Annotated in this window: 16 protein-coding genes; 1 reads left to right on the top strand and 15 read right to left on the bottom strand. The window is 68.8% G+C overall.

Translation table 11 applies throughout. The annotated features are described in order from the left end of the window. Nucleotides 1–49: 49 nt before the first annotated feature. The 14 genes from BCEP18194_RS23045 to BCEP18194_RS22980 all read right to left on the bottom strand — a co-directional run bounded on the left by BCEP18194_RS23045 (nucleotide 50) and on the right by BCEP18194_RS22980 (nucleotide 17,983). A complete protein-coding gene (locus BCEP18194_RS23045; RefSeq protein ID WP_011353670.1) occupies nucleotides 50–1,771 on the bottom strand; it encodes a tannase/feruloyl esterase family alpha/beta hydrolase in 1,722 nt (573 codons plus the stop codon). Nucleotides 1,772–1,799: 28 nt separating this feature from the next. Further along, nucleotides 1,800–2,948 (bottom strand): porin, encoded by a 1,149-nt coding sequence (locus tag BCEP18194_RS23040; RefSeq protein WP_011353669.1) that lies wholly within the window; start codon nucleotides 2,946–2,948, stop codon nucleotides 1,800–1,802. A gap of 63 nt (nucleotides 2,949–3,011) precedes the next feature. Beyond that, nucleotides 3,012–4,217, bottom strand: coding sequence for a 3-(3-hydroxy-phenyl)propionate transporter MhpT (gene mhpT, locus BCEP18194_RS23035; protein WP_011353668.1), 1,206 nt, complete (start codon nucleotides 4,215–4,217; stop codon nucleotides 3,012–3,014). Between the two features lie 203 nt (nucleotides 4,218–4,420). Then, nucleotides 4,421–6,319, bottom strand: a complete 1,899-nt coding sequence (locus tag BCEP18194_RS23030; protein ID WP_011353667.1) for a feruloyl-CoA synthase — start codon at nucleotides 6,317–6,319, stop codon at nucleotides 4,421–4,423. Between the two features lie 11 nt (nucleotides 6,320–6,330). Further along, entirely contained in the window at nucleotides 6,331–7,779 is a 1,449-nt protein-coding gene (locus BCEP18194_RS23025; protein ID WP_011353666.1) for an aldehyde dehydrogenase, read from the bottom strand. A gap of 37 nt (nucleotides 7,780–7,816) precedes the next feature. Continuing rightward, nucleotides 7,817–8,647 carry a p-hydroxycinnamoyl CoA hydratase/lyase gene (locus BCEP18194_RS23020; protein ID WP_011353665.1) on the bottom strand — a complete coding sequence of 277 codons (831 nt, stop codon included), beginning with the start codon at nucleotides 8,645–8,647 and terminating at the stop codon, nucleotides 7,817–7,819. 220 nt (nucleotides 8,648–8,867) lie between these two features. After that, entirely contained in the window at nucleotides 8,868–9,371 is a 504-nt protein-coding gene (locus tag BCEP18194_RS23015; RefSeq protein ID WP_011353664.1) for a MarR family winged helix-turn-helix transcriptional regulator, read from the bottom strand. Between the two features lie 172 nt (nucleotides 9,372–9,543). Then, nucleotides 9,544–10,446 (bottom strand): SMP-30/gluconolactonase/LRE family protein, encoded by a 903-nt coding sequence (locus tag BCEP18194_RS23010; RefSeq protein ID WP_011353663.1) that lies wholly within the window; start codon nucleotides 10,444–10,446, stop codon nucleotides 9,544–9,546. Between the two features lie 45 nt (nucleotides 10,447–10,491). After that, nucleotides 10,492–11,511 (bottom strand): L-arabinose ABC transporter permease AraH, encoded by a 1,020-nt coding sequence (araH, locus tag BCEP18194_RS23005; protein ID WP_011353662.1) that lies wholly within the window; start codon nucleotides 11,509–11,511, stop codon nucleotides 10,492–10,494. A gap of 33 nt (nucleotides 11,512–11,544) precedes the next feature. Then, on the bottom strand, nucleotides 11,545–13,113 hold the full coding sequence (gene araG, locus BCEP18194_RS23000) for an L-arabinose ABC transporter ATP-binding protein AraG (protein WP_011353661.1): 1,569 nt from the start codon (nucleotides 13,111–13,113) through the stop codon (nucleotides 11,545–11,547). Between the two features lie 20 nt (nucleotides 13,114–13,133). Beyond that, nucleotides 13,134–14,147 carry an arabinose ABC transporter substrate-binding protein gene (locus BCEP18194_RS22995; protein WP_011353660.1) on the bottom strand — a complete coding sequence of 338 codons (1,014 nt, stop codon included), beginning with the start codon at nucleotides 14,145–14,147 and terminating at the stop codon, nucleotides 13,134–13,136. 74 nt (nucleotides 14,148–14,221) lie between these two features. Then, the gene (locus BCEP18194_RS22990) at nucleotides 14,222–15,151 is read right to left on the bottom strand and encodes a Gfo/Idh/MocA family protein (RefSeq protein WP_011353659.1); all 930 of its coding nucleotides are present in this window, start codon (nucleotides 15,149–15,151) and stop codon (nucleotides 14,222–14,224) included. Between the two features lie 47 nt (nucleotides 15,152–15,198). Further along, on the bottom strand, nucleotides 15,199–16,128 hold the full coding sequence (locus BCEP18194_RS22985) for a dihydrodipicolinate synthase family protein (protein ID WP_011353658.1): 930 nt from the start codon (nucleotides 16,126–16,128) through the stop codon (nucleotides 15,199–15,201). A 103-nt stretch (nucleotides 16,129–16,231) separates the two neighbouring features. Next, nucleotides 16,232–17,983: an IlvD/Edd family dehydratase gene (locus tag BCEP18194_RS22980; RefSeq protein WP_011353657.1), complete on the bottom strand. Its 1,752-nt coding sequence runs from the start codon at nucleotides 17,981–17,983 to the stop codon at nucleotides 16,232–16,234. Nucleotides 17,984–18,097: 114 nt separating this feature from the next. Between BCEP18194_RS22980 and BCEP18194_RS22975 the strand changes: the two genes are divergently transcribed. After that, nucleotides 18,098–19,048: a LysR family transcriptional regulator gene (locus tag BCEP18194_RS22975; RefSeq protein ID WP_011353656.1), complete on the top strand. Its 951-nt coding sequence runs from the start codon at nucleotides 18,098–18,100 to the stop codon at nucleotides 19,046–19,048. 103 nt (nucleotides 19,049–19,151) lie between these two features. On the opposite strand, the gene BCEP18194_RS22970 is transcribed toward BCEP18194_RS22975, so the two are convergent. After that, nucleotides 19,152–19,796, bottom strand: coding sequence for a glutathione S-transferase family protein (locus BCEP18194_RS22970; protein ID WP_244273059.1), 645 nt, complete (start codon nucleotides 19,794–19,796; stop codon nucleotides 19,152–19,154). Nucleotides 19,797–19,800: the final 4 nt, after the last annotated feature.

The raw sequence follows: 19,800 nt of genomic DNA, 5'->3' as shown, positions 1-19,800 counted from the left end.
CGACCGGCCGGCGCATGCATGCGCCGGCCGCCTCCCATCGACGGCTACGTCAGCGACAACTGAAGCTCGCCGCCGAATTCACGTCGCCCGACCCGTTGTAGCGCGCCACCTGCGGATACGGGCACAGCGGCCGCGTGCGCCCCGCGCCCCACGACGCGGGCACGTCCGCATTCGGCACCGCGTTCGTCGCATCGCGCGCGGTGGCCACCACCGCACCGGGCGCCTGCCCCTGCTCGACCCACGCAACGAGCGGCGTCAGCAGGTCGAACTGGTCGGCCGCCGGCCCGCCCGAGCAGTGATTCATCCCCGGCACCGGATAGAGGCGTGCGAAATCCGACGCATCGCCGCCGTTCGCCTGTGCGACCCGCGCATACCAGTCGCGCGTGTCGTCGAACGAGAACACCGGGTCGCCGGTGCCGTGATAGACCAGCAGCTTCGCGCCGCGCGCCTTCAGCGCGGACAGGTTGGTCTCGTCGGGCGGCGTCATGAACGACCACGCGGATTGCGTGTACACGCCGCTGGTCGCGAAGATCGCCGGCGCGTCATTGTCCATGTCGAAACCGAGCGCGAAACCGGGCAGGTTCGCGAGCGTCGCGGCGGTTTTCGGCGGCGTCATGAACGTGAACGCCATCGCGGCCGGGTCGAGCGTGATCGAATTCGACTGCTTCCACGCGGCCCAGCCGCTGCCGGCGATGCCCGGATCGTACGGAAAGCCCGCATAGAGCGCCGTGCCCGCGCTGTTGCGCGCGCCCGTGAACACGTTCTCGAGCGCGGTCTTTTGCGCGGTCGTCAGGCAGGCGCCCGTGCGCGTGCCGTTCGCGCAGGTCGGGAGGTCCGCATCGACGCTGAAGTGCGCCCGGCACGCGGCGACGTCCTGCACCATCCCGTCGGCCGCGCCATCGAGCGCATCGCATTTCTCGAGGATCTTCGCGCCGACGAACTGCCGCTCCGCATCGGTGAAGCCGCTGCGGATATCCGGCTGCCCGTTCGATCCGGTCGCCGACGCGATCTTCGCGAACTGCTGCGCGCCATACATCTCGCCGATCGCCGCCTTCGGCAGATGAAAGCCCGGATCGCCCGCGATGATGCCGTCGTAGTCGGCCGGGTTGCGTACCGCCGTGACCATCGCGTGGCGGCCGCCGTTCGAGCAGCCGTCGAAATAGCTGCGGTCGGGCGCCTTGCCGTATGCGAGCCGGATCACCTGCTTCGCCATCGGCGTGAGCGCATCGACCGCGCCATAGCCGTAGTCGATGCGTGCCTGCGGATCGATGCCGAACAGCGGATTCTGCGCGGCGCTGTGCCCGGAATCCGAGCTGATCACCGCGAAGCCCTGGTTCAGCGCGTCGGTCAACGGCCCGCCGCCACCGATCTCGCCGGTCGCGGTCACGACGTTGCCGTCGAGCCCGCCGTTCGCCTGGTAGAAGAAGCGGCCGTTCCACGCCTTCGGCAAGCGCATCTCGAAACCGATCGCATAGGTCTTGCCGTCGACCGTGCTCACGCGCTCGTTCATCTTCCCTTCGATCACGCAGTGCTCGGCGATCGGCTTGCCGGCCACCGTGAGTGCGCCGGCGGCCGCGGTCGTCACCGACGTGAACGACGTGTTCGCATACGCGAGCTTCGCGGCGAGCGCATCGCAGGTCTGCACCATCGCGGCCGGTGTCGCGGCGCTCAGGTGGGTCGGTGCGGAATTCACCGAATCGTCGCCGCCGCAACCGGCGAGCATCGCGGCGGTGAGCGGCGCAATGCAGAGGAATGCAGATTGTCTGTTCAAGATAACTCCCGTTCGTCAGGCCGTTGGGTCAGAACATGTGCTTGATGCCGACCATCGCGCCGAGCTGCCCCATCCCTTCGCCGGGCGTCGTGCCCGCACCGCCGCCGCTGACCGCGTAGCGTGCGTGCGCGCTGTTCCACAGATACGAGCTTTGCGCATAGACGGACGTGCGCTTCGTCAGCAGGTACGTCGCGCGCAGCGTCGCCATCGTCGCGCGCGTGTCGTGTGCGGAGTTGACGATCCGGTAGCCTTCGCCGTCGACGACGAAATCCGGTTTGACCGCATACGACGCCCCGACGAAGAACAAATCGGAATGCGCACCGGCCGCGGCCGGCGAACCAGTCGACACGCGCCGCCCGATCCAGCCCGCGCCGATCCGCGCGCCCGCCGCCTGCGCATACGCGCTCACGTGCACGCGCGCGTCCTTGCCCGCGCTGCTCGTGAAGGCAACCGGTGCGACGCCGTCGAAGAAGTTCGCGGCCGCGCCCGTGCCGCCGCGCTGCTCCTCGTACGACGCGGCCGCGCCGAAATACGCGCTGTCGTACTTGAGCATCACCGACCAGTTGCGGCATTCGACCGCGTGGCCCGGCACTTGCCCCGCGCACGTGCCCTGCCCCGGCGAGTTGCCGGTGCCCGCGCCGTCGCGGCCGAACGAATACGCGGCGCCGAGCGTCACGCCGCGGTAGGTGCCGATATAGGTCACCGCGTTGTCAGCGCGGCCGTTCGGCACGTACGCGTCGAGCGAACCGAGCCCGTAGATGTCGGGGCCGATGATGTCCGCGCCCTGCAGCGCGAGGTAGGTCATCGTGTACTGGCGGCCGAACGCGAGCGTACCGAAGCCGCCCTTCAGCCCGACGAACGCCTGCCGCCCGAACAGCCGCCCGCCCTGGCCGAGATCGCCGCCACGCACGTTGAAGCCGCTTTCCAGCATGAATACCGCCTGATAGCCGCCGCCGAGATCCTCCGCGCCGCGCAGCCCCCAGCGCGACGGCAGTTCGCCCGTCACGCCCGGCATGCGCACCACGTGGTCGCCCGCCGCGTTCGCGTGCGACACGAATTCGACGCCCGTATCGATGATCCCGTACAGCGTCACGCTCGATTGCGCGTGTGCGAGCGGGGCGGCAAGCGCGCAGCACGCGCCGGCGGCCACGAGGCCGATCCTTGTCTTCGTTTTCATTCGTTGCGTCTCCAGACCTTGAGTAAGCGCGCTCTGACGACGCGCATTGATAAAAGCGAAACGTCAGTCGCCGGCCTGCGGGCGGCGGATCAGCAGCAGCGCGGCGACGGCCGCGACGAGCGTGACGGGAATGCTCGCGCCGATCACGACGGGCGCGCTGCGGCCGGCAGCCAGCAGCGTCGCGGCCGCGAGCGGCCCGACGACGGAGCCGAGCCGGCCGACGGCCACCGCCGCGCCGACGCCCGTGCCGCGCATCGCGGTCGGGTAGTAGATCGCCGCGAGCGCGTACAGCACCGACTGCCCGCCGATCACGAACATCCCGGCCGCGAACGCGGCCGCCGCGAGCGATGCGAAGCCGGGCGCGGCCGCCAGCGCGGCGAGCGACAGCACGATCCCGACGTACATGCCGCCGACCACGCGCGACGCGCGCATCCGGTCGAGCGCCGCGCCGATGCCGAGCGCGCCGAGCCCGCCGCCGACGTTGAATGCGATCTGCACGAGGCCGACATGCTCGCGATCGAGCCCGCGCGCGGCCATCAGCGACGGCAGCCAGTTCAGCAGGAAGTAGAGAACGATCAGCGTGCAGAAATAGCTGATCCACAGCGCGAGCGTCGAGATCGTGCGGCCGTCGCCGAACAGCGTGCGGGCGACGCTCGTGCGCGCGGCCGACGTGCCGGCGATGTCGAGATACGCGCGCGATTCCGGCAGCAGCATCGCCAGCAGCGGCACGAGCAGCAGCGGCCCCGCGCCGCCGACGTAGAAGATGTGCCGCCACTCGGTATCGCCGGCGAGCAGCACGCCGATCAGCGACGCGATCACGCCGCCGAACGGGATGCCGCAGTACATCGCGGCCACCGCGCTGCTGCGCGAGCGCGCGTCGACCGCTTCCGACGACAGCGCGATCAGGTTCGGCATCGCGCCGCCGAGGCCGATGCCGGTCAGCACGCGCACGACGACGAGCATCGCGAAGCTCGACGCCTGCGCGGTGGCGATCGACAGCAGCCCGAACAGCGCGACCGACGCGATCAGCACGCGCTTGCGGCCGATCCGGTCGGCGAGGCGCCCGCCAAGCATCGCGCCCGGCAACAGCCCGAAGGTGCCCGCGCTGAACGCAATGCCCATCTGCGACACGCTCAGCCCGAATTCGCGCGCCATGCGCGGCGCGGCGACGCCGACCGACTGCAGGTCGAGCCCTTCGAGCAACGCGATCGCGAAGCACAGCGCGAGTGTCGTCGCGACTGCCGGTCTTTCGGCAACGTAGGTGTTCATCGTGTCTCCAATCCTTGTTGTCTTTTCGTCGGCGTGCCTCGCAGGGCCGCTCGCAGCGCGCGCCGCCGCCGGCCAGGGGCGGGCAGGTGCGCAATGGGTCGGTTGAACGGCCGCCCTTGTTATCAGGCAGCCTGATTCACTGGCCGTAAAAAAGCCCGCCGGTCGCATCGCCGGCAGGTCGTTACGCGTACCGATGCCTATCGTTAGGTCGATGCGTGAATCACATCGGGATCACGGCGGGCCGGGTCGTACAGCGCGTCGATCGTCGCCGCGCGATGCTGCTGCACGGCCGCCTGGTTCAGCGAGCCCTTGTCGGTCACTTCGCCGAGATCGAGCGACGGCGGCGTGTCGATCAACCGGATGCGCGCGACGAACGTCGATCCGCCGCTCGCATGCCGGTTCAGCGCGGCGAGCCAGGTCTCGAACACCGCGCGCACCGCCGGCGCGCGCAGCACGTCGGCCACCGTTGCATCGGCAGCGAGCGCAGCAAGCGCACGACACGCGTCGATACGCGGAAACACGAGCAGGCCGATGTCGTCCCGATTGATCCCGGTGACGACCACGTCCTGCACGTACGGCGCACCGCTCGACACTGCGTTCGCGCGCAGCGGCCCGACGCTGACGAACGTGCCGCTGCTCAGCTTGAAATCCTCGGTCAGCCGCCCGTCGAACTGCAGCCCGAATTCCGGCCGCTCCGGATCGGCAAACGTGGCCGCGTCGCCGCTGCAGTAATAGCCTTCGTCGTCGAATACGTCACGCGGATCGACGTCCGCATGCCAGTAGCCGCGCATCACGTTCGGCCCCTTGAAACGCAGTTCGAGCTTGCCGCCGCACGGCACGAGCTTCGCGTCGCAGCCGGGCGCGGGCAGCCCGATATAGCCGGCGCGCATCAGCGGCCCCGTCGTGAACAGGCACGACGGCGACGCCTCCGTCATCCCGAGGCCGGCCATGATCCGGATGCGCTCGCCGCAATGCGCGTGGGTCACGCGGTCGAGCCGGTCCCACGCGGCCTGCGACAGTCCCGCGCCGCCGAAGAAGTACAGCTTCACGCGCGAGAAGAACGTGTCGCGCAGCACGGCGTCGCGTTCGAGCGCGGCGGTCAGCTCTTCCCAGCCTTTCGGCACGTTGAAGTAGATCGTCGGCGCGATCTCGCGCAGGTTGCGCACGGTTTCGTCGAAACGGCCGGGCACCGGGCGACCGTCGTCGATGTAAAGCGTGCCGCCGTTGTACAGCGCGATGCCGAGGTTGTGACTGCCGCCGAACGTGTGATTCCACGGCAGCCAGTCGACCAGCACCGGCGGTTCGCGCGTCAGTTCCGGCATCGTCTGGCGCAGCATCTGCTGGTTGCTGCACAGCATCCGGTGCGTGGTCGGCACGGCCTTCGGCTGCTTCGTCGAACCGGACGTGAACAGGATCTTCGCGAGATGATCGGGGCCGACCGACGCGTGGATCGCGTCGATCGTGCGCGGGACGGTGGCGAGCAAGTGCGACAGCGGCACCACGCGGCCCTGCGCATCTGCATCTGCGTCTGCATCGCGCGCGACGATCAGGGTCGTATCGGCCGGCAACACGGCGTCGAGCGCACGCGAGAACGGCCCGCGCTCGGCGACGAATACGGCGCCCGGCCGCAGCACGCCAAGCGTATGACGCAGCTTGCCGTAATCGGTCGACACGAGCGAATACGCGGGTGAAATCGGCGCATACGGCACACCAGCCAGCATCGCCGCGAACATCAGTTGCAGATGCTCGAGATCGTTGCCGGACAGCACCGCGAGCGGACGCTCCGCCGACAGCCCGAGATCGGCGAGGCCCTGCCCAATTGCACGGGCGCGTTCGAGCATCTGCGCGTAGGTGATTTCGATCCAGCGGCCATCGTCGCCGCGCTTCGCGGCCAGCACGCGATCGGGATGAGCTTGCGCGCCGTTCACGAGGCAGTCGGTCAGGCGCGCCGGGTAGTCGCCGAGCGGTTCGCGCGAGCGCAGGTACCACGCGCCGTTTTCCGCGCGGCGGATCTCGGCCGCGCCCACGGCAACCACCGCGGCGCGATAGCGCACGCCGCCCGCGCCGTGTACGACCTCACCCGGAGGCTTCGCTACATTCATCGTCGCCTCGCTTAAATTGGGTAATGACGCGGCACGGTCTGCACCGTGATCCAGCGCAGCTCGGTGAATTCGGCGATCGATGCGCGGCTGCCGAAGCGGCCGTAGCCGCTCGCCTTCGTGCCGCCGAACGGCATCTGCGCCTCGTCATGCACGGTCGGGCCGTTGATGTGGCAGATCCCCGATTCGATCCGGCGCGCGACCGCCATTGCGCGCGCGACATCGCGGCTGAACACGCTCGACGACAGCCCGAACTCGCTGTCGTTCGCGAGCGCGACCGCTTCGTCGTCGCTGTCCGCGCGCAGGATCGCGACGACCGGCGCGAACGATTCCTCGCGATACAGACGCATGTCGCGCGTCACGCCATCGACGATCGCCGGCTGCATCGTCGCGCCTTCGACGCGGCAGCCGAGCGGCAGCTGCGCGCCATGCGCACGCGCATCTTCGACGAGCGACGCTGCGCGCGCGGCGGCCGCCGCGTCGACCATCGTGCCGAGCGGATGGCCGGCCAGCGGATCGCCGGCGACCAGCGTGCGCGCCTTCGCGGCGAGGCGTTCGACGAGCGTATCGGCAATCGGCCTCGCGACGATCACGCGCTCGGTCGACATGCAGATCTGCCCCTGATTGAAGAACGCGCCGAACGCGATCGCGTCGACAGCCGCGTCGAGATCGGCATCGTCCAGCACGAGCACGGGCGCCTTGCCGCCGAGTTCGAGCAGCACCGGCTTCAGGTGAGCAGCCGCGTGGCGCGCGATGATGCGCCCGACATGCGTCGACCCGGTGAAGTTGATGCGCTTCACATGCGGATGTGCGATCAGCCGCTCGACGAGTTCGGGTGCGTCGACCGCTGCATGCGTGATCACGTTGACCACACCCGCACCGAGCCCCGCTTCGTCCAGCACCGCCCCGATCAGCGCGTGCACGCCGGGGCACGCTTCGGACGCCTTCAGCACGACCGTGTTGCCGCACGCGAGCGGCATCGCCAGCGCACGCGTGCCGAGAATCACCGGCGCGTTCCACGGCGCGATGCCGAGCACGACGCCGCACGGCACGCGCATCGCGAGCGCGAGATTGCCGGGCACGTCGGACGGGATCACGTCGCCGGCGATCTGCGTCGTCATCGACGCGGCCTCGCGCAGCATGTTCGCCGCGAGCGTCACGTTGAAGCCGATCCAGCCCGGCGTCGCGCCGGTTTCGGCCACACCGGTCGCGATGAACGTGTCGATGCGGGCGTCCATCAGGTCGGCCGCCTTCAGCAGCAGCCGGCGGCGCTCGGTCGGCGCGAGTGCGGACCAGGCGGGAAACGCGCGGTGCGCGGCGTCGATCGCCGCGTCGGCGTCGGCGAGGCCGGCCGCCGGCGCACGCGACGCCAGCGCACCCGTCGCGGGATTGAATCGGTCGAAGGTGCGCCCGTCGCGTGCGGCGCACCACTCGCCGGCGATCAGCATCCGTCTGTCGGTCATGTTGTCTCCTGCCATGCGTGTCTCTCGTCCGGTTGCGTCAGCGCTTGTAGGCCTGCAGGCCCGGCTTGATCGTCTTGTCGTCGAGGAACTGCTTGAGCCCCTGTTCGCGGCCGTGCTCCGGATCGCGCAGTTGCGCCTGGTCGAGCTTCGCGTACAGGTAATCCTCGCACTGCTCCCACGTCAGTTCGCGCGAGCGCTTGAAGCCGTGCTTTGCCGCGCGCAACACGACCGGGTTCTTGTCCATCAGGCGGGCCGCGAGCGCGATCGTCGCTTCACGCAGTTCGGCCAGCGGCACGCTGCTGTTCACGAGGCCCATGTCCGCCGCTTCGGTGCCGGTGAACGTGTCGCCGGTCATGATGTAGTGCAGCGCGCGGCGGTGCCCGACCGTGTCGGCCATCGCCTTGCTGACGAGGTTGCCGGGCGGGATGCCCCAGTTGATTTCCGACAGCCCGAACACGGCTTCGTCGGCCGCGATCGCGAGGTCGCACGCGACGAGCGGCGAGAAGCCGCCGCCGAAGCACCAGCCGTTCACCATCGCGATCGTCGGCTTGTTGTACATCCGCAGGCGGCGCCACTGCCATTCCGATGCGTCGCGGCGCACCTTTTCCTGCATTGCGTCGGAGCCGCCATCGATCTCGCGGAAGTATTCCTTCAGGTCCATGCCGGCCGTCCACGCGGCGCCCGCGCCGGTGAGGACGAGCACCTTCGCTTCATCGTCGAACTCGACCGCGTCGAGTACCTGCAGCATCTCCCGGTTGAGCGTCGGGCTCATCGCATTGCGCTTGTCCGGGCGGTTCAGCGTGACCCACGCGATGCCGGCCTCCACCTTCACTTCAACGGTCTGCCAGCGGTTGTCGTACTTGCTCATATCGTTTCCTGTCGTTCGTTCCTGTGCGATTCGGGGCGCAGCATCCCTGCTGCGGACGGCTTCATTTAATATCAGGCTACCTGATATTGCAAGCGGCACGAGCGCCGGTGTAAACCCGGAGCGGAAAGCGGTGGAAACGACGGAATCGGGGAACGGTCAGGCGACCGGCAAAGCGAACGCGGGCCCCACGGGCCCGCGCAATGAAGGTTCTGGAAGGGGGTCAGCCGCGCAGGTTGCGCGAGAACAGTTCGAGCGTGCGCTGCACGTCCGCGGCGGCATCGGCGGAGATGTCGCCGAGCATGCGCGTCTCGAGCGGGCGCAGGACGGCTTCGCATTCACGCAGCATCGCCGCGCCTTCGTCGGTCAGCGTCAGCAGGATGATGCGGCCGTGCGACGGGTCGGCTTCACGCGTAACGAAACCGCGGGCGGCCATCACGCTCATCACTTCATTCGCCGATTGTGGCGTGATCCACGAGCGCTCGGCCAGTTGCGCGTTCGACGATGCGCCGCGCGCCTCGAGCACCGACAGCGCCGTGTATTGCGCGAGCGTGATGCCGAGCGGTGCGAGCGCGTCGGTCATGTGGCGGCGCAGCAGCCGGTCGAGACCGCCGATCACGTAGGTCAGGCGCTGCTGCACGCGCGCCTTCGGCTTGTCGCCTGCCGCGCGGGCGGTGTGCTTCGCGGGAGTCTTCGGGTTCGCGGGTTTGGTCGGTGCGGAACTCATGGTGCGGGCGGGATGGGATTGCGGGCCATCTTACCAGCACGTCGGGCGGTGAACGGCGGGTTCCAGGCATGTCGGGCAGCAGCCGCGCGCTCACGCACGCGCGACGGACTGCCGGGCTGGCCGCGAAGCCCGCTGCGTCAGCGGCATCCCATGAACGGCATCCCGCACGCGATCAGCCGCGCGGCGTCCCCGCAAACCGCGCCGTCGCCATCCCCGCGTGCCGCGTCTGCGCGACGAACACGCCGCCCGCATGCGGGTCGCCGGCCAGCGCATCGTCGCTCAACCCGATGCGGGCGCTCGTCACGTACAGGCGGCCTTCGCCGTCGAGCGCCGTGCAGCTCGGCTGCGCGGTCGGTACGGCCACGCGATCCGTCTCGACACCGTCGGGCCCGTAGCGCACCACACGCCTGCCGCCCCACTGCGCGTTCCACAGGCCGCCATCGCGATCGATCATCGAGCCGTCCGGGTCACCGTCGGGATCGGTCAGCCGCGCGAACGGCCGCACGTTGGCGACATCTCCGCCCGCGCGGTAATCGCAGACGAAGATCTCACGCACGAGCGAATCGCAGAAATACAGCTTCGACCCGTCCGGCGAAAACGCGATGCTGTTCGCGATCGCGGCCGGCGGCAACGCGAGCCGCTCCAGCGTCAGGTCGGCATTGAGCCGGTAGAACCCGCCGACTGCCTGCGGCGGCTCGCTTCCCTCGTCCTTCATCCCGAACACGAGTGCGCCGAACGGGTCGCAGCGCCCGTCGTTGAGCCGCGTCGGCAGCTCGGGCTCGACGTCGACGATCCGAGTGAACGCACCGCTGCGCAGGTCGAAGAACGCGAGATGCGTCGCGAGCCCGACGAGCAGCACGTCCGGGTCATGCGTCAGCGCAAAGCAAGCGAGCCGCTCGGGCATGGCCCACGGCGTCAGGTCGGAGCCGTCCGCGCGACAGCGCCACAGTTGCGCGCCTTCGATGTCCACCCAATACAGCGCGTGCGTCCTGTCGCACCACGTCGCGCCTTCGCCGAGCGTGTTGCGGCTGTCGGCCAGCAGCGTCGCCTGCCCGGCCGGATGAGTCTGTTGCATGCCGTCTCCCGATATCTGTCGCGTTCGCGCGCAGCCGCGCTTTCGTCAGAGCTTCATCGCGCGCCGCTGGTTGCGACGATACTGGTCGAACAGCACCGCGAGCAACAGAATCCCGCCGCGTATCAAATATTGGTAAAACGTCGGCACGTTCAGCAGGCTCATCGCATCCTGGACAGAGCCCATGATCAGCACGCCGACCAGCACGCCGGAGATCGTCGCGACGCCGCCCGTCAGCGATACGCCGCCGAGCACGCACGCGGAGATCACGCCGAGTTCGAGCCCGACCGACGTCTTCGGGTCGCCGAGGCTCATCCGCGACGCGAGCATCACGCCCGCGAAGCCCGTCACGAGCCCCTGCAGCACGAACACGGTGATCTTGATGCGCATCACCGGCAGCCCCGCGAGCAGCGCGGCCTCGCCGTTGCCGCCGACGGCCAGCACGTTCTTGCCGAACACCGTCTTGCGCAGCAGGAAGCCGAACACGACGAAGCCGACGATGTTGCTCCAGATCGGATACGAGATGCCGAGAAACGACCCGCCGCCGAGATCGAAGAAGCGCTCCTCGGAGATCATCACCGCGTCGCCGTTCGACGTGATGAACGCGAGTCCGCGCACGACTTCCATCATCGCGAGCGTGACGATCAGCGAGTTGATCCGCCAGCGCGCGATCAGCACGCCGTTGACGAGCCCGACCGCACCGCCCGCGAGCACGCCGCCCGCGATGCCGAGCACGACGCTGTGCGTCGCGGTGATCAGCGTCGACGCGACGACGCCCGAGAACGCGACGATCGACGCGACCGACAGGTCGACCTCGCCGAGCGCGAGCACGAACATCATCGTCACCGCGATCGAGCCGATCAGCGTGACCGACAGCAGCAGGCCCTGGATGTTGCGCGGCGTGAGGAAGTCCGGCACGGTCAGCGACAGCGTCGCGAACAGCACGAGAAACACCATCACGATGCCGGAGCGGTTGATCAGCTGCCACACGCCGCCGCGCGCTCGCGCGGGTACGGCGGCGGCATCGGCGGACGGGGACGTGCGTTGGGGTTGCATTGCCTGGCTCATGTCGTTTGCATTCCGGTTGATCGTTGCGGGGCGCTAGCGCGGCAGCGCGAGTTTGATCAGCGCGTCGGGCGTCGCCTGCGCCTTCGCGACCTCGCCCGCGATCCGTCCTTCCTTCATCACGATGATCCGGTCCGACACGCCGATCACCTCGGCCAGGTCGCTCGACACGAGAATCACCGTGCGGCCCGCTTCCGCGAGTTCGTAGAACAGGTTGTAGATTTCCGCGCGCGCGCCGACGTCGATGCCGCGCGTCGGCTCGTCCATCAGGAACACGTCGATGCGTTCGGCCAACCAGCGCGCGAGCACGACCTTCTGCTGGTTGCCGCCGGACAGCGCGCCGATCGGCGTGTCGCCGTCGCGGGTCTTGATCGCGAGCCGCTCGATGTAGCGTTGCGCAAGCTCGCGTTCGCGCCGCGCGTCGAGCAGCATGCGCGCCGGGCTGAAATGCCGGCGTGCGCTGATGTTCAGGTTGTCGGCCACCGACGCGATCGCGACGATGCCCTCCTGCTTGCGGTCTTCCGGGCACAGCGCGAGGCCGGCGCGCACCGCGTCGCGCGGGCTCCCGAACGCCACCCGCTTCCCGTTCAGCTCGACGTGCCCCGCGCTCGGGCGCGCGGCGCCGTACAGCAGCTTCATCAACTCCGAGCGGCCCGCGCCGACCAGCCCGAAGAAGCCGACGATCTCGCCGCGCCGCGCGGTGAACGACACGGGCTCGGACAACCCGGGCCCCGCCAGCCCTTTCGCCTCGATCAGCACGTCGCCGGCCGTGCGCGGCCGGTAGCCGTACACATCCTCGATCGAACGGCCGACCATGCAGCCGATCAACCGGTCGCGATCGAGATCGGTCACGGAATCGAACGTGTCGATGCGGCGGCCGTCGCGGAACACCGTCACCCGGTCGCACAGTTCATAAACCTCTTCCATCCGGTGCGTGACGTAGATGATCGCGCGGCCCTCCGCACGCAGCGCCCGGATGATCCGGAACAGCTGCGTGGTCTCGCGCGCGGACAACGAACTCGTCGGTTCGTCGAACGCGATCACGCGCGCATCGCGCATCAGCGCCTTGCCGATCTCGATCATCTGGCGCTGGCCGATCGACAGATACTTCACCGGGATGCCCGGATCGATGTGCTCGCCGAGCCGCTCCAGCGCATCGAGCGCACGCGCCGCGAGCGTGCGCTCGTCGACCACGCCGAGCCGGCTCGGCAACTGCCCGAGCATCAGGTTTTCGGCGACCGTCAGCTCGGGCACCAGATGCAGCTCCTGGTAGATGATCGCGATGCCGGCCTCGAGCGCCGCGCGCGTCGACGCGAAGCGCTGCGCGGTGCCGTTCAGCGCCAGCGTGCCGGCCTGCGGCTGGTTCACGCCCGACAGCACCTTCAGCAGCGTCGACTTCCCCGCGCCGTTCTCGCCCATCAGCCCGTGCACCTCGCCCGCGCGCACCGACAGCGACACGGCATCGAGCGCGCGCACGCCCGGGAACGTCACCGTGATCCCGTCGAGCGCGAGCAGCGGGCCGCCGGGCTTCCGCGCGCCAGCATCGACATCGGCACCGGTGTCGCCGTCGTTGCCGGATACGGCCGTCATCGTCTGCGTGGTCATCGCGTTCTCGCCTCGTGCGCTCAGATGCCGAGCTCGGTACGCACGGCCTGCCAGTTCGCGCGCGTCATCAGCTTGCCGCTCGTCTGCGTGTCGGGCGCCGGCGTCTTGCCGTTGCGGATCCAGTCGACGAGGTTCTGCGTGCTGTCCTTGCCGTGGTTCGTCGAGCTGACGGCGATCGTCCCGTAGAAGCCGGTCGGCTCCTTCTTCTGGAATTCGGCGAACGCCTCGCCCGCACCGTTGATGCCCACGCCGATCACGTCGGCCGCCGGGATATGCAGCTGCTCGGTCGCGCGCACCGCGCCGAGCACGGTTTCCTCGTTCAGCGCGTAGACCACCCACTTCTTCACGTTCGGATGGCGCGCGAGCACCGGCGCGGCCGCGCTGAAACCGCCTTCGTCGTCGGTCGTCTTCTGCGGCGCGTCGAAGATGTTCTCCTTGCGGAAGCCGTTCGCGAGCAGCGCCTGCGTCGCGCCGTCGGTGCGCAGCTTCGCGGTCGGCAGCTCGTAGTTCGTGATCCGCAGCGCACCGACTTCCTCGGGCTTCCAGCCGCGCCGCTTCATCTCGTCGGCAATGGCCTGGCCGACCTGGTTGCCGATCTTGGTCGCCGACATCCCGAGGTGCGGCACGTTCGGCAGCGGCTTGCCGGTCGAATCGACGAGCTGGTCGTCTACGGTCACGAACTTCATGTTGTAGCGCTTCGCACGCGCGGCGATTGCCGGGCCGAGGCGCACGTCCGGCGCGCAGATCACGAAGCCTTGTGCGCCCTGCGAGCCGAGGTTGTCAATCGCGGCGAGCACCTTCTCGCCGTCAGGCGTGCCGATCTTCACGACCGAGAAGTTCTCCTTCTGGCCGAGCGCGGACGCGGCGTTCTGCTCGTTGATGAACCACGCCTGCTCGGGCATCTTCACCAGGAAGCCGATCTTCAGCGGCGCGTCGGCGCGCGCGGCGCCCTGCATGCCGAGCGGTGCGATGCAAAGCGCGGCGAGCAGCGCGCGCAACGTATGGCGGCGGATCGTGTGGGTCGTGCGGTTCATGCGATGTCTCCTTTGTGTCGGCTCATGCCGTAATGATTCGTCGTGCGTGATCGCGCCGCAGCGCGCCCGCAGGGTCAGCGGCCGAACGCGTCGGTCTGCACGCGCCGGCCGAACAGGAACGCATCGGCGACGAGCCGCAGCGGCCGTACGTCGACGTCGCTTTCGCCACGCGCGATCAGCGCATGGAAGTGCGCATACAGCGCCGGATACTCGCGCTCGGGACCGAGCCAGACCGGCTCGCCCGCGATCGACAACTGCGCGCCGCCGCGACTGATCGCGAGCACGCCGTCGGCCGTGTCGACCGCGATCTCCCATTGCTCGACCGGACCGTGCCGCCAGTCGAATTCCGCGCGCACCGGTACGCCGTCGGTATCCACGCAATCGAGTTCGGCGGCGATCGGCGTCTGCACGTCGCTCGGCACGATGAGCGTCGCCTCGCGCAGCACAAGCTCGCGCGGCAGGATTCGCGTGACGATCGACAGCGCATTGATGCCCGGGTCGAACACACCTAGGCCGCCGGGCTCCCAGATCCATTGCTGCCCCGGATGCCAGCGCCGCACGTCTTCCTTCCAGCGCACCTGCACCGCGCGGATCGCACGCGTCGCAAGCCAGGCGCGGGCCGGCTCCACCGCACTCGCGCAGCGCGAATGCCAGGTCGCGAACAGCGTGAGGCCGCGCTCGCGCGCGAGCGCTTCCAGCACGGCCACTTCGCCGAGCGTCGCGCCCGGCGGCTTTTCGAGCATCACGTGCTTGCCCGCTTCGAGCGCGGCGCGCGCCTGCGCATAGCGCACCTGCGGTGGCGCGCACAGCGACACGGCGTCGAGCTCGCGCTCGGCGGCCAGCAGCGCGCGCAGATCGCGGTAATTGCGTACCCCGGCGACTTCCGCGTGCCGGCTCGCGCACGCGGTCAGCTTGAAACCCGGTTCGGCGTCGATCGCCGGCAGATGCTGGTCGCGCGCGATCTTGCCGATGCCGACGACACCCAGCGAAACCTGATCACTCATCGTGCATGCCTCCTTCGCGAATCCTTCGGTGGTCCTTCGCTGATCGTTCAGCGTGCCCAGCGCAGCACAAGCGGATCGAGCCGCCGCGCGATCGCGAGCAGTTCCGCACGCGTGTCCGGATGCAGCTCCGGCATCGGGTGCCGCGGCCGCTCGCACGCGATCACGCCGCCTTCGCGCATCAGCGCCTTCGCGGTGAGAATCCCGGACTGGCGGTTCTCGTGGTTGATCAGCGGCAGCCAGGCCTGGTAGCGCGCGTAGGCGTCGTCGTGACGCCCTTCGCGGAAGGCTTCGAGGATCGGCCGGATGCCGTCCGGATACGCGCCGCCCGTCATCGCGCCGGTCGCGCCTGCGTGCAGATCGGCGAGCAGCGTGATCGCCTCCTCGCCGTCCCACGGCCCTTCGATTGCATCGCCGCCGAGCCGGATCAGCTCGCGCAGCTTGTTCGCGGCGCCCGGCGTCTCGATTTTAAAGTACGCGACCTGTTCGATCTCGCGTGCCATCCGCGCGAGGAACGGGGCCGACAGCGCGGTGCCGCTCGCGGGTGCGTCCTGGATCATGACCGGAATGGCGATCGCATCCGACACGCGCGCATAGAACTCGAAGATCTGCGCTTCGGGCACGCGGAACGTCGCGCCGTGATACGGCGGCATCGCCATCACCATCGCTGCGCCGAGCTGCTGCGCGCGCAGGCTGCGCGCCGCGCACACCTGCGTGCCGTAATGCGACGTCGTGACGATCACCGGCACGCGGCCCGCGACGTGGTCGAGAATCGTGCGCGTGAGCACGTCGCGTTCGTCGTCGGTGATCGCGAACTGCTCGGAGAAGTTCGCGAGGATGCACAGCCCGTCCGAGCCCGCGTCGATCATGAAATCGACCGCGCGCTTCTGGCTCGCGAGGTCGAGCTCGCCGGTGTCGGCAAACGTCGTCGGGACGACGGGGAAGATGCCACGATAGCGCGGCGTGCTGCTCGATGTCATGGTTCGCGTCCTGCGCCGGCCCTTGTAGCGGCCGGCCGTCATGCGTTCACGGTTTCACGAAGCGCGGGCCGGGAAAGCCCGCAACCGGCTGCCGCGCAGCCGCTCAGTGCGAATGGCTCGGCACCTCCGCGCCGCGCGTGCCGACCAGGAAGTCGAGGTCGCATCCCTCGTCGGCCTGCAGCACGTGATCGATGTACAGCCGGGCGTAGCCGCCCTTGCCGAGCTGGCCGGCGACGCCCGGCGCCGCGGCCGGATCGACGTCCGACAGGCGGCGTTGCAGTTCGTCATCCGTAATGTCGAGATGCAGCGTACCGGCCTCGCAGTCGAGCTCGATCCAGTCGCCGTTTCGCACGGCCGCGAGCGGCCCGCCGGCGGCGGCCTCCGGCGCGACGTGCAGCACGACCGTGCCGTACGCGGTGCCGCTCATCCGCGCGTCGGAAATCCGTACCATGTCCTTCACGCCCTGGCGCAACAGCTTCGGCGGCAGCCCCATGTTGCCGACCTCGGCCATCCCCGGATAACCGCGCGGCCCGCAGTTCTTCAGCACCATCACGGAGCTTGCGTCGACGTCGAGCGCCTCGTCGTTGATCGTCGCCTTGTAGTGGTCGAGGTTCTCGAACACGACCGCGCGGCCGCGATGCTTGAGCAGCTCGGGGCTCGCCGCCGACGGCTTCAGCACCGCGCCGCGCGGCGCAAGATTGCCGCGCAGGATCCGGATGCCGCCGTCCGCGATCAGCGGCCGGTCGAGCGGGCGGATCACTTCGTCGTCGTAGTTCGGCGCTTCACGCACGTTGTCCCACAGCGACTTGCCGTTCACCGTCAGCGCGTCCGGGTTCGGCAGCAGCCCGCCTTCGCCGAGCCGGCGCAGCACGGCCGGCAGCCCGCCCGCGTAATAGAACTCTTCCATCAGGAAGCGCCCCGACGGCATCAGGTCGACGATCGTCGGCGTGTCGCGGCCGATGCGCATCCAGTCCTCCAGTTCGAGCGGCACGCCGATGCGGCCCGCGATCGCCTTCAGGTGGATCACCGCGTTGGTCGAGCCGCCGATCGCCGCATTCGCGCGGATCGCGTTCTCGAACGCCGCGCGCGTGAGGATCTTCGACAGCACGAGCCCGTCGAGCGCCATCTCCACGATGCGGATGCCCGACATGTGCGCGAGCACGTAGCGGCGCGAATCGACGGCCGGAATCGCCGCGTTGTGCGGCAGCGCGACGCCGAGCGCCTCGGCCATGCACGCCATCGTCGACGCGGTGCCCATCGTGTTGCAGGTGCCGGCCGAGCGCGACATCCCGGCTTCGGCCGACAGGAAGTGATGCAGGTCGATCTCGCCGGCCTTCAGCGCTTCGTGCAGCTGCCACACGGCCGTGCCCGAGCCGATGTTCCGGCCCTCCAGCTTGCCGTTCAGCATCGGCCCGCCCGACACGACGATCGCCGGCACGTCACAGCTCGCCGCGCCCATCAGCAGCGCGGGCGTAGTCTTGTCACAGCCGGCGAGCAACACGACCGCGTCGATCGGATTGCCGCGAATCGCCTCCTCGACGTCCATCGAAGCTAAGTTGCGCGTGAGCATCGCCGACGGACGCAGGTTCGATTCACCGTTCGAGAACACCGGGAACTCGACCGGGAAACCACCGGCCTCGGAGATCCCGCGCTTCACGTGCTCGGCGAGCTTGCGGAAGTGCGCATTGCACGGCGTCAGTTCGGACCACGTATTGCAGATGCCGATGATCGGCCGGCCATCGAACTCGTGATCGGGGATGCCCTGGTTCTTCATCCAGCTCCGGTACATGAAGCCGTTCTTGTCGTTCGTGCCGAACCATTGGGTGGAGCGCAGCCTGGGTTTCGTTGCCGACATCGTCAGTCCTGTGGTGACGGGATACCGGCGCAGTCTAGGCAGAATTTTGATAACTCGCTAATGACGTTTTGGGCGATTACGATATCCATTTCGATATCGATATAAACCCGTACGATGCCCGATGCCAGCCCGTGGGGAAACCGTGGCCGCCTGAAGACGCGCCAGCTTCTGCTGGTCGTCGCGCTTGCCGACGAAGGCAGCATTCACCGCGCGGCGGCCGCGCTGAACATGACGCAGCCGGCCGCGTCGAAGCTGTTGCGCGAACTCGAGGAATCGATCGGCGCGGTGCTGTTCGAGCGCCTGCCGCGCGGGATGCGGCCGACGCTGTACGGCGACGCGCTGATCCGCCATGCGCGCGCGGCGCTCGGCAGCCTCGACCAGGCGCACGAGGAACTGGCCGCGCTGAAGGCCGGCCATCTCGGCCATGTGGCGGTGGGGGCGATCACGTCGCCGGGCCTGCGGCTCGTGCCGCCGGCCGTCGCCGCCGTGAAGGGGACGCATGCCGGTCTGCACGTGTCGGTCGAGATCGACACCAGCAACGTGCTGCTCGAACATCTTGCGCAGGAAAAGATCGACATCGTGCTCGGCCGGCTCTCCGCCGAACACGACAAGCTGCGTCTGCGCTACGAGCCGCTGACCGGCGAGCCGGTGGCCGCGGTGGTACGGCCCGGCCATCCGCTGCTCGCGCAGGCACCGCTGTCGCTCGCGGACGTGCAACGCGCCGCGTGGGTTGTGCCGCCGGCCGGCAGCGTGCTGCGGCATCGCTTCGAACTCGTGTTCCAGCGCGCGAGCCTCGCGCCGCCGGCGAACCTCGTCGAGACGTCCGCGCTGCTGTTCATCACGCAGCTGCTCGAACAGAGCGACATGATCGCGGTGCTGGCCGAGGACGTCGCGCGCTACTACGCGCGGCACGGGATCGTCACGGTGCTGCCGCTGGAGATGGATTGCCGGATGGACGATTTCGGGATCATCACGCGCACCGACCGGCTGCATTCGCCGGCCGTCGCGGTGATGGCCGATGCAATCCGTGTGACGGCGCGGGAGGTGTATGGCGTTGCGCTGTGACGCTGACGCCAATGCTGAGTTCGCGACGTCATGGCCGCTGCCGTTTCCGGATCGCTCAGCACGCATGCGCATCGAGTGACGCGCATGCTGCCGCCATGATGCGTCACACCCAGGGCTGCGCAAGCCCTTCAGTCTGCAACGCCCGCTGGATCGCCGGGCGCGCGAGCACCCGCTGCAGATAGCCGCCGAGTACCGGACGCTGCCGCGCCGGCTCGGCAAAGCCGCGCGTCCAGCGGCACAGCATCAGCGCATACGGATCGAGCACCGTGTAGTGTGCGCCGAGCAGCCAGGGGCCGCCGCTCGTCTCCAGCTGACGCTCGAGCTGATCCAGCAGCGCCGCGATTTTCGCCTCCGCGTGCGCCTTCACCTGCGTGGCGCCCGCCACGTTGCCCACGTCGACCCAGCGCTCCGGATAGAAGTACGCGATCAGCGTCGTCTGGAGCGTGTTGGTGAGCCACATCAGCCATTTGTAGAACTGCGCGCGTTCCGGTGTGCCGAGTGCGGGCGCAAGCCGCTGCTCGGGATGCGTATCCGCGAGATGCAGGCAAATGGCGGCGGCTTCGTACAGCACCAGGTCGCCGTCGGTCAGCACCGGGATAAGCCCGTTCGGATTCAGCGCGAGGTAGTCCGGCGACTTGTGCTGGTCGTGCGTGCGGTCGACGAATTCGAGTTCGAACGGCTTGCCGATTTCTTCCAGCACGAAGTGCGGCGCCATGCTGGCATTGCTGGGGTAGTAGAAGAGCTTCATCGTC

This window comes from Burkholderia lata (genome assembly GCF_000012945.1).
In the GTDB taxonomy this organism is placed as follows: Bacteria; Pseudomonadota; Gammaproteobacteria; order Burkholderiales; family Burkholderiaceae; genus Burkholderia; species Burkholderia lata.
The sequence above is the reverse complement of the archived record's forward strand: the minus strand, read 5'-3'. Positions and strand labels throughout refer to the sequence as shown.

What these genes read in the sequence shown, in the direction of transcription:
- BCEP18194_RS23040 (WP_011353669.1), bottom strand. Translation starts at nt 2,948, where the DNA reads ATGAAAACGAAGACAAGGATCGGCCTCGTGGCCGCCGGCGCGTGCTGC.
- mhpT (WP_011353668.1), bottom strand. Translation starts at nt 4,217, where the DNA reads ATGAACACCTACGTTGCCGAAAGACCGGCAGTCGCGACGACACTCGCG.
- BCEP18194_RS23030 (WP_011353667.1), bottom strand. Translation starts at nt 6,319, where the DNA reads ATGAATGTAGCGAAGCCTCCGGGTGAGGTCGTACACGGCGCGGGCGGC.
- BCEP18194_RS23025 (WP_011353666.1), bottom strand. Translation starts at nt 7,779, where the DNA reads ATGACCGACAGACGGATGCTGATCGCCGGCGAGTGGTGCGCCGCACGC.
- BCEP18194_RS23020 (WP_011353665.1), bottom strand. Translation starts at nt 8,647, where the DNA reads ATGAGCAAGTACGACAACCGCTGGCAGACCGTTGAAGTGAAGGTGGAG.
- BCEP18194_RS23015 (WP_011353664.1), bottom strand. Translation starts at nt 9,371, where the DNA reads ATGAGTTCCGCACCGACCAAACCCGCGAACCCGAAGACTCCCGCGAAG.
- BCEP18194_RS23010 (WP_011353663.1), bottom strand. Translation starts at nt 10,446, where the DNA reads ATGCAACAGACTCATCCGGCCGGGCAGGCGACGCTGCTGGCCGACAGC.
- araH (WP_011353662.1), bottom strand. Translation starts at nt 11,511, where the DNA reads ATGAGCCAGGCAATGCAACCCCAACGCACGTCCCCGTCCGCCGATGCC.
- araG (WP_011353661.1), bottom strand. Translation starts at nt 13,113, where the DNA reads ATGACCACGCAGACGATGACGGCCGTATCCGGCAACGACGGCGACACC.
- BCEP18194_RS22995 (WP_011353660.1), bottom strand. Translation starts at nt 14,147, where the DNA reads ATGAACCGCACGACCCACACGATCCGCCGCCATACGTTGCGCGCGCTG.
- BCEP18194_RS22990 (WP_011353659.1), bottom strand. Translation starts at nt 15,151, where the DNA reads ATGAGTGATCAGGTTTCGCTGGGTGTCGTCGGCATCGGCAAGATCGCG.
- BCEP18194_RS22985 (WP_011353658.1), bottom strand. Translation starts at nt 16,128, where the DNA reads ATGACATCGAGCAGCACGCCGCGCTATCGTGGCATCTTCCCCGTCGTC.
- BCEP18194_RS22980 (WP_011353657.1), bottom strand. Translation starts at nt 17,983, where the DNA reads ATGTCGGCAACGAAACCCAGGCTGCGCTCCACCCAATGGTTCGGCACG.
- BCEP18194_RS22975 (WP_011353656.1), top strand. Translation starts at nt 18,098, where the DNA reads ATGCCCGATGCCAGCCCGTGGGGAAACCGTGGCCGCCTGAAGACGCGC.
- BCEP18194_RS22970 (WP_244273059.1), bottom strand. Translation starts at nt 19,796, where the DNA reads ATGAAGCTCTTCTACTACCCCAGCAATGCCAGCATGGCGCCGCACTTC.